Consider the following 13,719-nt stretch of genomic DNA (forward strand, 5'->3'; position numbering starts at 1 on the left):
TCTCAAAACCACATATCATCTTTGTGGTTTGTTTCCTTTTAATCAAAAGAATTAGTTAATGATATATGTAACCGGCGGGACCGGAATGCTGGGGGCTCATCTGCTCCATCGCCTCACAAAAGACGGCTATCAGGTAAGAGCCTTGAAACGAGAGACCAGCAACCTGAACCAGATACAAAAAATATTTTCTTACTATAGTTCCGAAGAAGAGGCCAGACAACTTTTGGCAAAGATTGAGTGGGTTGACGGTGACTTGCTCGATCGTGATTCGATAAAAGAGCATCTTGTTGGTGTCGATTTTATTATCCATGCAGCAGCAATCGTTTCGTTTAACCGCGGGGATCGCAATGCGATGATTCATAGCAACGTTGAGGGAACAGCCAATCTGATTGATTTGGCAAAGGAAGCCGGAATCACTCGCTTTTGCCATGTAAGTTCTACTTCAGCTTTGGGAAATCCGCCCGAAGGAGTACCTGCTTCCGAAGAGCACGTTTGGAATAACAGCCGGAAACGGACTGCCTATGGCATGAGTAAATTCCTTTCCGAGATGGAAGTTTGGCGGGGAATGCATGAAGGCATGGAGGTGCTGATTGTGAATCCCGGAGTGATTATCGGTCCGGGAAACTGGGACAACGGAAGTCCTCAGCTTTTTAAGACCATTTGGAACGGCTTCCTGTTTTATACGAACGGGGGCACTGGTTTTGTCGATGTTCTCGATGTCGTTGAGGCAGTTGTTTCGATGATTGATCAGTCGCAGTGGGAGTCGGCAAAAAACGAACGATATGTGTTGGTAGCCCGAAATGTCAGGTTTCGCGAATTCTTTAACCTGGTTGCTGACAATCTGGGAAGAAAGCGACCTGTTATTCCGGCTGGAAAATGGGTTTTGGCAATTGGCTGGCGCGTCGCTCTGTTTGTATCCTGGTTTAGTTCTTCCAGGCCTGCCATCACTCGCGATAGCGTCAGTAGTTCCAACGAGATGAGTCACTATGACGGTTCCCGTATCACCCGGGTTGTTCCGTTTCAGTACACTGCAGTGGAAGAAAGCGTAGCCAGGGTATCGAAAATTTTTCTGAAAGAGCATCGCTAATCCAATTACAACTACCGTAGACTTGCATTAACGATATTTAAGTAGCGTTGAATTTACTTAACGTAATATTGTTACACCTTTGTTCTTAAGGAAGAGCAAGTTTTTCATTGATATGTTAGAGTTAGTTGGTTTAGTCAGTTAGGTTTTACAAAGCCGGGTTCCCAGCCCGGCTTTTTTATGGTCTAAAGCGAGGTTTAACTTTCTTTAATACCTGTTTAAACGGGTTAACAGAAAAAACGGACACCTTTGTTAACAGGAAAAGCAAGTTTTTTCATAGGAATCTTTAAGTTAGGTTAGTTTGGTTTAGTTAGGTTAGGTTATTAAGAAGTCGGGTTCCCAGCCCGACTTTTTTGTGTCCTCATATTTCTGAGCTCATTTCAGTGCAATGGCTGTCTTCCCGAATGATTTTCTATTTACTATAAGGTTTAACTTTCTTTAATACCTGTTTGGACGGGTTAACAGAAAAAACGGGCACCTTTGTCAACAGGAAAAGCAAGTTTTTTTCATAGGAATCTTTAAGTTAGGTTAGTTTGGTTTAGTTAGGTTAGGTTAGTTTATTAAGAGTCGGGTTCCCAGCCCGACTTTTTTATGTTGTCATATTTCCTGAGCTCATTTTAGTGCAAGCCTGTCTTCGTCCGAAAGATTCTTTCTATTTACTATAAGGTTTAACTTTCTTTAATACCTGTTTGGACGGGTTAACAGAAAAAACGGGCACCTTTGTTAACAGGAAAAGCAAGTTTTTTTCATAGGAATCTTTAAGTTAGGTTAGTTTGGTTTAGTTAGGTTAGGTTAGTTTATTAAGAGTCGGGTTCCCAGCCCGACTCTTTTTTTTGTCTTCACATTTCGGTCAAATAAATTTTTTGTGAGTCGGCCTGCACAGCAATCATCCACCGTATCCTTCTCCTTTAACTTTTCTTAGTATCCGTTTTAAGCACTTAACAGAATATTGTTTCACCTTTGGTCCTAAGGAAAAGCAAGTTTTTTCATAGGAATCTTTAAGTTAGTTTGGTTAGGTTAGTTGATGAAAGAGCCGGTTACCTTTGCAGGAACCGGCTCTTTTTATGTGCGAATCCGTTTTAATGCTGGTTGATTGGCTCAAGTTGCTGTGAGGCAACTTGATTTTTTCCCTCCGGATCCACCATATATGGGCATTGGTTAGTCGAAAATATTTGCTTCAAAATGCGAAGCGGAAAACCCATTTGCCTTTGTAAAAACAAACACTAAATCCGGATGCCCGGACTTAGTGTTGCAGACTTTTCAAAAGCAAAACTTGATTAATGAATGCGTGTACAAAGGCGAACTTGGGTTTTGGTTTCGGTTCGAAAATATGCTAAGTCTGGTATTTTTGCGAAACAAATAGTCAATTCGGATTCACAAAAAGTAAAATTCATTGTCCAAAAGATAAATGCTGAATTGTGTATTGGGTGATGTGACTTCATCAGTTGAGTTATTAAGGGGCAAATTTTCAGATAGATAATAGCTGGGTTTGCCACATCATTTCCGATAATCGATGGTGTTCGCTCAAACAAAAAAGACCGCCCTAAAATGAGCGATCTTTTCTTAATTATGTAAGAAATGAGATTTATTTGAGCTTAAAATGCTCTTTTATTTTATCGACATAGTCGAGTTTTTCCCAGGTAAAGAGTTCTACTTCGCGTTCCAGCTTACCTGAATACGGCGATTCAAAATTCTTGACGACCGTTCTCGGGGTCCGTCCCATGTGTCCATAGGCTGCTGTTTCCTCGTAAATCGGATTACGAAGTTTCAACCGTTTTTCGATGGCAAACGGACGAAGGTCGAAAATCTCGCTAATCTTTTCCGCAATTTCACTATCCGAAAGGTCGACATTGGCCCGGCCATAGGTGTTAACATAGATGTTTACCGGTTGGGCTACTCCAATGGCATATGCCAGCTGAACCAATATTTCATCGGCAACGTCGGCCGCTATCAGGTTTTTGGCGATGTGGCGTGCAGCATAAGCAGCCGAACGGTCTACCTTCGACGGGTCTTTTCCGGAAAATGCTCCTCCACCGTGTGCTCCTTTTCCTCCATAGGTATCGACAATAATTTTACGACCGGTCAAACCTGTGTCACCGTTTGGACCTCCAATAACGAATTTCCCGGTAGGATTAACGTGCAGAACATATTGGTCGTCGAACAATTCCTTCAGGCGCTCAGGAAGCTTGGCAACTGTGCGCGGAATCAGAATCTTGCGGACATCATCTTTGATTTTTGCCAGCATGCGTTCGTCATCATTGTCAAAATCGTCGTGCTGCGTAGAAACTACAATGGTGTGAACCCGCAACGGTTCGTTATTGTCATTGTACTCAATCGTTACCTGCGATTTGGAATCCGGACGAAGGTAAGTCATCTCTTTTCCTTCGCGGCGAATCTCTGCCAGCTCGAGCAGTAAACGATGCGATAATTCCAGCGGAAGCGGCATGTAATCGTCGGTTTCCTTACATGCGTAGCCAAACATCATTCCCTGGTCTCCAGCTCCCTGGTTCTCGCGGTCTTCGCGGTCAACACCCCGGTTGATATCCGGCGATTGCTCGTGAATTGCTGTGAGGATACCACATGAATCACTGTCGAACTGATACTCGGCTTTGGTGTAACCTATGCGGGCAATTACGTCGCGTGCCTCTTTCTGAACGTCGATATACGTCTGGGTCTTTACTTCGCCGGCAATAATTACCTGCCCTGTGGTTACCAGGGTTTCAATCGCCACTTTCGAGTCCGGATCGTACGCCAGCAAGGCGTCTAACAATGCATCGGATATTTGATCAGCCACCTTATCGGGGTGCCCTTCCGATACCGATTCTGATGTAAACAGAAATCCCATAATTATAATTTTTTGGACGGCACAGGCCGACCATCGATGAAACAAAAATAGAACGGGACGTTAAATGGTTGATTGATAATAGACGGGAAGGCATTGCTTTAGCATTTTTTTCCGTGGTTGCAATCAATCAAATCTATCCACATTCGAGGCACAAATGTACATCGAAAATATTTAAATATGCAAAAAGATGGATAAAAATTGAATTACAGGCATCGACCGGTTTCTGCTCAATTCCCGGTTACCTCGAGGAAGACTTTCTCGAGTGTGGTGGTTTCGCGTTGCAGTGTGAGTAAGACGAATCCATTTTCCGCTGCAAAGCGGAATACGGCCGGCCTGATATCTTGGGCGGTCGTTCCGGTCAGGAGCCATTCTGACTCACCGGTTTTTTCAACCTGTTCCACGCCATCAATCGATGCAAGCATTTCAACCGTAACTTCACCTTGTGTTTCAATACGGACCAGCTGAGGGGCATCGGTCCTGAGAGCATGAAATTGCGAACGGTCTTTGTCGGCTACAATCCTGCCTTTGTTGATGATAAGTACCCGGTTGCAAATAGCTTCCACTTCCTGCATAATATGCGTGGACAGCATGACAGTTTTATTTCGGCTTACTTCCTGAATCAAACGGCGGATTTCGATTAGCTGCGCCGGGTCGAGTCCGGAGGTTGGTTCGTCGAGAATGAGAACGCCCGGATCGTGAATCAGCGCTTGTGCAATACCCACACGCTGCCGGAACCCTTTCGACAGGGAACCGATCTTCTTTCCTAATTCCGGAGTCAGCCCGGTAAGTTCAATCATTTCTTCAACACGGGCTTTCCGGTTTTTGATTGGGTACATTCCGGCAACCGATTCAAGGTACTCCCGGATGTACATGTCGGGATACAGGGGATTGTTCTCGGGCAGGTATCCAATCTGCCGGCGTATGTCGATGGAGTGTTCCCGGACCGGTAGGTCGTTCACTACTGCGTTACCTGATGAAGGGGTGAGCAGTCCGGTGATAATCTTCATCATGGTTGATTTGCCGGCACCGTTCGGGCCCAGAAAACCAGTTACTTCACCCGTGTGGATGGAAAATGTAACATCGTCCAGTGCTTTCTGCTCCCCGAATAATTTTGTAATGTTTTCGACCTGTATCGACATAAACTCGCTTTTCTACAAAAATAACTTTTCCTTTCATTTGACAAGGAAATCGGCGGCTGTGGCCGACAATTTTAACTGTTTTTGCTGACTTTAGGTCTAAATAGCAATATGCAATGACAATTTTCATATCTCTCTGAAAATCTTTGCTAATTTTGTGGCAGTGAACCATGAAACAACTAATTTCGAGAATTTCGAACAGGCTTGTTGAATGCCGACTGGAAGTTGTGTAATGAGTCTGTTTCACAGTAAAATGTCCCGGAGCGACGATAACCATGAAGGATCAGAATTTTAATTTTGTGAAGAGTTTATTCCGGTACGAGCGGCAAGAAACAGCTACCGTACAAGTGGGAGATGTGAAGGTTGGAGGAGAGTATCCTGTTCGTCTACAGTCGATGACCGATACGGATACAAAAGATACGGAAGCCACGGTTGAGCAGATCATCCGGATTATCAAGGAGGGTGCTGATTATGTTCGTATGGCAGTACAGGGACTCCGCGAAGCTGAAAATCTTAAGAATATCCGGGCTGAACTCGATAAGCGTGGATATGCCGCGACACCTCTTGTGGCTGATATTCATTTTTCTCCGCAAGCTGCCGAAACGGCCATTAAATATGTGAAGAAAGTCCGCATCAATCCCGGTAACTTTTACGATCCGCGAGCCCGATTCCAAAAGGTAGAATATACCGACGATGAATATCGTGACGAATTGGCCAGCATCGAAGAGCGCTTTATTCCGTTTCTGAAAGCTTGTGCAGAACGTGGCACTGCGCTTCGGATTGGAGCCAATCACGGTTCGCTTTCCGACCGAATCATGAGCCGTTATGGCGATACGCCGGCGGGAATTGTCGAATCGGTGATGGAATTCCTTCGCATTTGTAAGAAAGTTGATTTCCATAACGTGGTGATATCCATCAAAGCGAGTAATACCCGTCTGATGGTGTATACCGTCCGGTTGATGAACTACCGGATGCGCCTGGAAGGAATGAAATATCCGTTTCATATCGGTGTGACGGAAGCAGGCGAAGGCGAAGACGGACGTATTAAATCGGCCGTTGGGTCCGGAGCATTGCTGGCAGACGGAATTGGCGATACCATCCGGGTTTCCCTGACAGAGGATCCGGCCAACGAAATTGGATTTGCCCGTAAGTTGGTCGATGCTTTTAAAGGTCGCGAGAATCATGCGCCGATTTCCGCTCCAATGATTTCACAAACCAACCCGTTTGAATATGAGCGGAGAAGTAACCGCCCGGTTGGTGACATTGGCGGCAAAAAATCGGTCGTTGTTATTGCGTCGTTGAATAACTACACCCTGGAAGAAGTACGTTCGCTGAATACCGGGACCGAACCGGATTATTATTTCGACGGTAAGCGCATTTTCAATAAGGCCGGTCGAGCATTTCCGATACTTTCGCTCGAAGATTATCTCTTCAACGATATGTACACCAACCAGGAGCGGTTTATTCGCGCCAGCAAACCGGAATATGACATCCTGAAAGCCGAGAATCCGGAAATTGTTGAAAAGCTAAAGAACGAGCGGAAAGCGATTATCATTATGGAAAGTGATAACCTGAACAGCTTTGCCGAGTTACGCGCTTTCTTCATGGAACTTGATGCGCATATCTGCAAGAATCCGGTTATTCTGCATCGTTCCTACCGGGAAGATAATTACGAAGATCTCTTGATAAAAGCTTCTACCGATTTGGGTGGACTGCTGATTGATGGCTATGGTGATGGAATTCTGTTGTCGAACCAGGGAACCATTGGTTATAACGAGTTGAAGGATCTTTCGTTCGGATTGTTGCAAGCCAGTCGTATGCGGGTAACCCGCACCGAATTTGTTTCCTGTCCGGGCTGTGGTAGAACTCTTTTCGAACTTCAGGGTACCTTATCCGAAGTGAAAAAACACTTCCGTCATCTCAACCACCTGAAAATCGGTGTGATGGGGTGTGTCGTTAACGGACCGGGCGAAATGGGCGATGTGGATTACGGCTACGTTGGTTCCGGCCCGGGACATATCAACCTCTACAAAGGGCAGAAGCTAGTGAAACGTCATGTGCCATCAGAAAAGGCTGTGGATGAGCTGAAAAAGCTGATGATGGAAAATGGTGACTGGTACGAGCCTACGCTTTCCAGGTAGAAAATTTACTCAAAAACTCTTTTTTATTTGACGAGGAAATCCGGTAATGCCTGGATTAGTGTTCCCGGTTCAATATGTAGTGCCTGAATTCCAAGCTCGGATGCTGCCTTGATATTTACTTCAGAATCGTCAATAAATAAAGTCTCTTCAGGTACCAATTCATGGTTTTCCAAAACTTGCTTGAAAATATCCGGATCGGGTTTTCTTATCCCCATTTGATGTGAGTAATAATCTTGCTCAAATAATTCTGAAAACACAAAGCCATATGCTGACTCAAAATCCTTGAAATACTGTTGACGATGAATTTCGTTGGTGTTGCTCAGAAGGAAGATCCGGAATTGACCCCGTAGACTTTGCAGATACTCAACCCGGTCGGCCGGAATATCGAGAATCATGGCACACCAGGCATCATCGATAGCGGAGTCGGGAATGTTCTGGTTGAGCAACCGGCGTACATTGTCCCTAAATTCTTCGGGCGACGAAGTCCCTTGCTCCAGCAGGTAAAACAAGTCATGATGATAGAACCATCCCCGTTCGCCCAATGGATTTTCCAGTCCCAGGGCGGCAAATGCTTCGACGGTTCGTTCCGGTGCGATATTCAGAATGACGCCGCCTAAATCGAAGATGATATTTTTGATGGTACTCATATCGGGATGTTTTATGGCAAAAGAGCTTCCTGTAAAAAAGCGCCAGGTAAAGTTAGAATATTATCATGAAAGCATTTACTTTGTCTACATGATAACCTGACTTAAAAACTTTGAAAGATGACACGAACCGGGAACCTGTTTCAAAAAGCGACGAACCTTTCTGCCATTTTTGTTTTCCTTTTCCTGCTCTCAGGATGTTACCAACCCAAGAAGGATTTTTACCGTTTTAACGGAGAAAATGCATTGGAGATGCGCGCTCCAAGTGGTCAGATTAAATTGTTTTTCGAAGCTTTCCCGCAAAAAGGAATCTTATTCAGTATCAATTATAAAGGCAGGAATATCCTGGAGCCTTCGCGACTGGGATTAACGAATGCGGAGAACAAGGCCTTTTTGTCTCAGCCGGAGGTTGAAAAGGTGATTGGTCGTTCGTACCGCGAGCAGCAAGCCGGCGAAGCAGCCGATGCGCATAATTATAATGAATTGGCCATTTACCTGCGAAGTAAAGAGGTTCCGGATAGGCGCATGAAGTTGCTGGTGCGGTTGTACGGGAATAACGTGATGGCGTTTCGTTACGAGGTGCTTTCCGGTTTATCGGAGAATATTGATATCAAGGGAGAATTGACGGAATTCATTCTTCCGAAAGGAAGACAGAATAATTTCTATAGTGGCCAATTGGGCGATAATCCCATTCAACCTGATACGCATATCGATTTTCCGGTGTGGTTCAGTTCGCGTAATGCCTGGGTTCGGATCAGCGATATCGAAAAAGTTCCGACTGCGTCACTACGAAAGACGGGAGATTTTACGCTCGATGTCATCAGTGAAACCGGGACCGTTATCAACTTTTTCCCGTTTCCTTTCCCTTGGCGGGAAATAACTATCGCCGATTCGAAAGAAACGATTATGAACACCGAAATCCCTTCCTCACTGAAATAACCGGGGCTGTTAACTTATTTGGAGTTCCGGTCGTATGCTGTGAGAGATTAGACTGAAAAGGCAAGCATATGATTTGGGATAAATCTACGATACAGCTCCCCGAAGGACGGATGGAGGAAGCTACGACGCCGCTTATTATTTCGGCCAGTCGTCGCACCGATATACCTGCCAATTACAGTGTCTGGTTCAGGAAACGGCTGAAGGAAGGTTATGTGAGTTGGAAAAATCCCTACAATCAGAAAGTCAGTTATGTCTCCTTCGACAAAGCACGTCTGTTTGTATTTTGGAGTAAAAATCCGGCTCCGTTTTTTTCGGTTCTTCCGTTGCTCGACGAGCTTCATCTCAATTACTATTTCCAGTTTACACTGAATAATTACGAGTCGGAGGGGCTTGAGCCTTTCATGCCTTCGTTGGCGAAACGAGTGGAAACTTTTCAGAGATTGTCTCAGAGAATTGGTCCGGAAAAAGTAATCTGGCGGTTCGATCCATTGTTGATTACCCGGGAATTATCGTTGGAGAAGTTGATGCAAAGAGTGGAATCGTTGGCCAGTCAGTTGAGTGGTTATACCCGAAAACTGGTGTTTAGCTTTGCCGATATTTCGGTTTACCGGAAAGTGGAGAGGAATTTGCGCAATGCCAGCATCGATTACTGCGAATTTACACCGGAGTTAATGAACGAAGCGGCACAAATGCTGGAGATAATCGGGAAGAAATACCATCTGGAATTGCGTTCTTGTTGCGAGGCAATCGACCTGAGGGGGTATGGTATTCAGCCAAACAAATGCATCGATGACGATTTAATCCGTGAACTATTTTCTGGAGATCCGGATCTGATGAATTTTATTGGCGGGCAGGAAACGCTATTTCCCGGTAAGGACAATAGTCGTTATCTGAAAATCAAAGATAAATCACAGCGTAATGATTGTGGCTGCATTGCCTCAAAGGATATCGGAGAATATGATACTTGTCCGTTGGGATGCACATATTGCTACGCCAACCGGGTACCGGGAAAAACTCATCCCATTGGCCGATAATTATCAGGGAACAATCAGCGAATCGACTTTATCAATCAGGTAAACTTTCGTCTCGTCAGCCGATACTTTTACCTGGAATTTTCCCGAAAGGGCAAAAACAACCGTATCGCCGCGCGTGACGTTGACCAGTTGATGGTACTGGGCTGAAAGCCCGTCGATAATGGCAAAGTTGTAGCTTTTCAGAATTTTCCCCGATTGATCCATCGATAATTTCCAGTAAGCATCTTTAGCGTAAGGTTCCAGTGAACCTCTGTATTCCGGAGCGTTGACTGCTTGGCAGTCGATGTTTACGGTAACGGGATGAATAGAGTCGGTGACGCTATCGGGTTCGGTGTACGAAAAGTTGACTTCTGTTTGCGCAAAATATTCCGGGGTATTCTGTTTTTTACACGATACCATTAGCAACGTAAAGGTGGTTAGTAGAATAACCGGTATATTCAGCTTGCTCTTCATATTCGTATGGTTTGCTACAAAGTTAAAAGGGATTGGGAAAAGTCAGCGTTTTCAGGAAAAAATAATACCAGACTAATTTATGTTACTTTGAATGGGTTGAGATGGGCTAAGTTTTCCATTTCTCCCTGATTTTATCTGCAACAAAATTCTAACTTTAGATTCGATTATCTAAACTCACCTACATCTATGGAGTCTCAACATAATGTTATCGAAATCCGTGAACTCTACAAAAGCTTTTGGAGTGGGAGCTCGGAGAATGAGGTGCTCAAAGGAATCAACCTTGATATAAAAAACGGAAACATCATTGGTTACATAGGTCCGAATGGAGCTGGCAAATCGACTACCGTGAAGATATTATGCGGCTTGATTGACGACTTTGAAGGCGATATCCGGATGATGGGAATGAACGTGCGCACCGATGCGATGGAGATAAAAAAGCGGATCGGTTATATTCCCGAAAATGCGTCGCTTTACGATTCGCTTACACCGATGGAATTCCTTTCGTTCCTGGGCGAAATGCGTGGAATAGAACCGGGCCGGGTAACTGAAAGAGCGTTGAACCTGTTGCGCATTTTTGAGATGCAAAAAAATGCCAACCAGCGCATTTCCACGTTTTCCAAGGGCATGCGGCAGAAGGTGCTGATTATTTCGGGAATGATTCACAACCCGGAAATCATCTTCCTGGATGAACCGCTCTCCGGCCTGGATGCCAATTCAGTCATCATGGTGAAGGAGGTACTGACGCAGCTGGCACGCGATGGCAAAACTATTTTCTACAGTTCACACCTGATGGACGTAGTAGAGAAAATTTCCGATCGCATCGTGTTAATCGATAAAGGGAACGTGATTGCGGATGGCACATTCGATGAGTTGAAAGCTCAGGCAAACGACGAATCGCTGGAGAAACTGTTTACGCGACTGACCGGTTCTACCGGCCTTTCCGACCGGGCAGAGGAATTCATTCATTCTGTAGAAAAGTAGTTGGCTATGGTTAAATTTATTGTTTCCCTCTTTTGGCCCTTCCGCAGACTGATTGAATGGACCGGCGTTGATTACGGGCAATTCATCACCATATTAAAGCTCAAGCTATTGATGGATAACCGCCGAAATACGGCCTTTTCATCCAAACGGGGCGGAGAAGCACGGAATATGTTGCTGATGCAAAGCGGGCTGTATGCGTTATTTGGCGCAATTCTTACCGGTATGCTTCAAGTGATTCAGTCGGCATTTGTGTTTTATTTCGTCATTCACTCCATGGTGATGATTTTTACAGCGATGTTGATTATCTCGGAGTTCTATGCTATTCTGTTCGCCACTTCCGATAATAGTTTGATCCATTCACTTCCGGTTAATGGGCAAACCGTCAATCTGGCCCGGAATGCACACATCTTTGTCTATCTTTTTCTGCTGGGCTTTAGCTTGTCGCTGGTTCCGATGATTATGGGAGCGTTCCGATTTGGTATCATCACGCTGGTGGTTTATATCGGTTCGCTGGCGCTGAATGCTGCCTTTACTTTATTCCTGACGAATATTATGTATCTGGGTATTATGAAGCTGGCATCCGGCGAGAAACTCAAAAACCTGATGATGTATTTTCAGGTTGCCATCGCCATTTTCTTTATGGCATTTTACCAGTACGGAATTCGTCTCATCGATAATACCGACGTTTTCAACATGTTTTTAACGATACATTGGTACACTTTCCTCTTACCACAATCGTGGTTTGCCGGCACTATCGATGCGATTGCAACCTTTAACTGGGATTTGAACCACCTTATTTTTGTGGCGTTGACCATTGTCATGCCGCTGGCTGCTGCTATCATCACCAGTAAGTACCTGACACCTCTGTTCAATAAAAAACTGGCGGATTTGGAGCAAGGCGATCGCAGTGCTCCGGTTCGGAAAACCAGCAAGGTTAGTGGAAAATGGAGCCGCACGGCAGCAAAAATCTTCACGCGCAAAGCGGAAGAGCGAGCTTCGTTTACGGTGATGTGGAAAATGATTGGCCGGGAACGGCAGTTCAAGCTGATGTTGTTGCCTTCCATTGGTTATATTCTGGTGCTGCTTCCGCTGATGTTTCAGGGGAAACATATGAGTTCGCTGGGGACGAGTCAAATGTATCTCGTTTTGTTGTACTTTCCGATACTGATATCGGCGACATTGGCTAATGCTGTGTTGGTTGGCGAGCAGAAGATGAGTGGTTGGATATTTCGTTCGAGCCCGATGGGTTCGCCGGCCGAGTTGTTTAGAGGCATCATCAAAGCGGGATTTATTCGTTTCCTGCTTCCGGTGTACTTTATTGTGTCTGCTGTGGTTCTCTTCTTTTGGGGGCCGTCAAAAATCGATGATATTGTGATTGCGCTTCTCGCCAATTACTTAATGACCATCATTATCTATTATTACCAGACGCCCAGGTTTCCATTCTCGATGGAAAAATCGGCTGTCCAGGGCGGTTCCAACGGGATACGGGTAATGCTTTCAATGCTAATTGTAGTATTTATTGCGTTACTGCATTGGGGATTGTTAAGTATGCCGTTTCATGTCAGCTTGCTACTTATCCCCTTGTATTTGACTTTGATTTGGTATGTCGATTACAGGTGGGTGTACAACAGGATTACCTGGAAAGAGATTGATAAAAATACCCGGTATTAAGAAAGAAAAGCGTTGAAACCAGTATTGTAACCGTTTCAACGCTTTTCTTTTTTGTTAAATCAGCATTAGGCCTCCTCCAATCGAATAATGTTTTCGATATAGCGATTATCGTCTTCTTCACAAAGCAACGGAACCAGTTCTGATAAGTCGTTGCACCAGTTCTTCAGCTTCTCAAGCTTGGCATTTAGCCGCAACAGCGACTTCGGAAAAACACCATCTTCGGTCAGCATAGCTGCCTGAAGGTTTTTCAGTTCGTTTAGTTGTTGATAAAGTTGGTTAATTACTTTGTGTGTGTAACCAAATGGTTCGAGCGGTTTTCGCCACATCGGATGTTCGAGCAGGGCCTCGTAGAATAGTGTCACAAAGTTTTGCCATCGGTCAATTCGTTCCGGAACCATTAGTCCCAGACGCAGTGCCTGCCAGTTGGCCAGGTCCCGACGGAAAACGTACTGTGCGATTTTGCGGACCCGCCGAAAATGGAGGTCGGCAATTTCTTTCAATTCCAGATAGGTCCGGATCATCTTGTCTTTTTTCTCCGACTCACTTCGTTGCTGTTTCAGCAATTCATCCACCTCTTCACAAAGAGCCAGTCCCTTTTGCAAATGAGCCTCATCGTACCCAAATGGCGCAAGACGGTTACGGATGCACGTGACTTCATTGGCATTTTTGATAATTTTCCGGTATCCATCCAGAATGGCTTCGTAACGAATGTCAATTTGTTTGTAAATCATAATTTCCCCCCTGTTGAATCCAGAGAATATACAAAATTCAACATCCAATGGCAAGTTTGC

Annotated in this window: 11 protein-coding genes; 6 read left to right on the forward strand and 5 right to left on the reverse strand. The window is 44.9% G+C overall.

Translation table 11 applies throughout. The annotated features are described in order from the left end of the window. The first annotated feature begins 58 nt into the window (after positions 1-58). Entirely contained in the window at positions 59-1,087 is a 1,029-nt protein-coding gene (locus AC060N_RS00515; protein ID WP_479525438.1) for an NAD-dependent epimerase/dehydratase family protein, read from the forward strand. Positions 1,088-2,669: 1,582 nt separating this feature from the next. Here the strand turns inward: AC060N_RS00515 and metK are convergent. Both metK and gldA read right to left on the reverse strand, forming a co-directional pair. Then, positions 2,670-3,929, reverse strand: a complete 1,260-nt coding sequence (gene metK / locus AC060N_RS00520; protein WP_479525439.1) for a methionine adenosyltransferase — start codon at positions 3,927-3,929, stop codon at positions 2,670-2,672. 227 nt (positions 3,930-4,156) lie between these two features. Beyond that, positions 4,157-5,068 (reverse strand): gliding motility-associated ABC transporter ATP-binding subunit GldA, encoded by a 912-nt coding sequence (gene gldA, locus AC060N_RS00525; RefSeq protein WP_479525440.1) that lies wholly within the window; start codon positions 5,066-5,068, stop codon positions 4,157-4,159. Positions 5,069-5,364: 296 nt separating this feature from the next. Between gldA and ispG the strand changes: the two genes are divergently transcribed. After that, positions 5,365-7,206 carry a (E)-4-hydroxy-3-methylbut-2-enyl-diphosphate synthase gene (ispG, locus tag AC060N_RS00530; protein ID WP_479525441.1) on the forward strand — a complete coding sequence of 614 codons (1,842 nt, stop codon included), beginning with the start codon at positions 5,365-5,367 and terminating at the stop codon, positions 7,204-7,206. Between the two features lie 23 nt (positions 7,207-7,229). Here the strand turns inward: ispG and AC060N_RS00535 are convergent, their stop codons facing one another. Next, a complete protein-coding gene (locus AC060N_RS00535) occupies positions 7,230-7,853 on the reverse strand; it encodes an HAD family hydrolase (protein WP_479525442.1) in 624 nt (207 codons plus the stop codon). Between the two features lie 117 nt (positions 7,854-7,970). Here AC060N_RS00535 and AC060N_RS00540 point away from each other — a divergent pair, with 117 nt between their 5' ends. Together AC060N_RS00540 and AC060N_RS00545 are read left to right on the forward strand one after the other, a co-directional pair. Next, the gene (locus AC060N_RS00540; RefSeq protein WP_479525443.1) at positions 7,971-8,789 is read left to right on the forward strand and encodes a glycoside hydrolase family 97 N-terminal domain-containing protein; all 819 of its coding nucleotides are present in this window, start codon (positions 7,971-7,973) and stop codon (positions 8,787-8,789) included. 68 nt (positions 8,790-8,857) lie between these two features. Then, the gene (locus AC060N_RS00545; protein ID WP_479525444.1) at positions 8,858-9,823 is read left to right on the forward strand and encodes a DUF1848 domain-containing protein; all 966 of its coding nucleotides are present in this window, start codon (positions 8,858-8,860) and stop codon (positions 9,821-9,823) included. 3 nt (positions 9,824-9,826) lie between these two features. On the opposite strand, the gene AC060N_RS00550 is transcribed toward AC060N_RS00545, so the two are convergent. Continuing rightward, entirely contained in the window at positions 9,827-10,276 is a 450-nt protein-coding gene (locus tag AC060N_RS00550; protein WP_153640890.1) for a hypothetical protein, read from the reverse strand. A 186-nt stretch (positions 10,277-10,462) separates the two neighbouring features. Between AC060N_RS00550 and AC060N_RS00555 the strand changes: the two genes are divergently transcribed. Further along, positions 10,463-11,257, forward strand: coding sequence for an ABC transporter ATP-binding protein (locus tag AC060N_RS00555; RefSeq protein WP_479525445.1), 795 nt, complete (start codon positions 10,463-10,465; stop codon positions 11,255-11,257). A 6-nt stretch (positions 11,258-11,263) separates the two neighbouring features. After that, positions 11,264-12,928 carry a hypothetical protein gene (locus AC060N_RS00560; protein ID WP_479525446.1) on the forward strand — a complete coding sequence of 555 codons (1,665 nt, stop codon included), beginning with the start codon at positions 11,264-11,266 and terminating at the stop codon, positions 12,926-12,928. A 65-nt stretch (positions 12,929-12,993) separates the two neighbouring features. Here AC060N_RS00560 and AC060N_RS00565 read toward each other — a convergent pair whose 3' ends face one another. Further along, complete coding sequence (locus AC060N_RS00565) at positions 12,994-13,659, reverse strand: PQLLE family protein (RefSeq protein WP_479525447.1); 666 nt, start codon at positions 13,657-13,659, stop codon at positions 12,994-12,996. Positions 13,660-13,719 lie beyond the last annotated feature (60 nt).

It is taken from the genome of Prolixibacter sp. DSM 2831, assembly GCF_056493735.1.

Bases quoted from the DNA above. Each gene is read 5' to 3' on its own strand.
- AC060N_RS00555 (WP_479525445.1), top strand. From the start codon at position 10,463: ATGGAGTCTCAACATAATGTTATCGAAATCCGTGAACTCTACAAAAGC.
- AC060N_RS00535 (WP_479525442.1), bottom strand. From the start codon at position 7,853: ATGAGTACCATCAAAAATATCATCTTCGATTTAGGCGGCGTCATTCTG.
- metK (WP_479525439.1), bottom strand. From the start codon at position 3,929: ATGGGATTTCTGTTTACATCAGAATCGGTATCGGAAGGGCACCCCGAT.
- AC060N_RS00515 (WP_479525438.1), top strand. From the start codon at position 59: ATGATATATGTAACCGGCGGGACCGGAATGCTGGGGGCTCATCTGCTC.
- AC060N_RS00540 (WP_479525443.1), top strand. From the start codon at position 7,971: ATGACACGAACCGGGAACCTGTTTCAAAAAGCGACGAACCTTTCTGCC.
- AC060N_RS00545 (WP_479525444.1), top strand. From the start codon at position 8,858: ATGATTTGGGATAAATCTACGATACAGCTCCCCGAAGGACGGATGGAG.
- AC060N_RS00550 (WP_153640890.1), bottom strand. From the start codon at position 10,276: ATGAAGAGCAAGCTGAATATACCGGTTATTCTACTAACCACCTTTACG.
- gldA (WP_479525440.1), bottom strand. From the start codon at position 5,068: ATGTCGATACAGGTCGAAAACATTACAAAATTATTCGGGGAGCAGAAA.
- AC060N_RS00560 (WP_479525446.1), top strand. From the start codon at position 11,264: ATGGTTAAATTTATTGTTTCCCTCTTTTGGCCCTTCCGCAGACTGATT.
- AC060N_RS00565 (WP_479525447.1), bottom strand. From the start codon at position 13,659: ATGATTTACAAACAAATTGACATTCGTTACGAAGCCATTCTGGATGGA.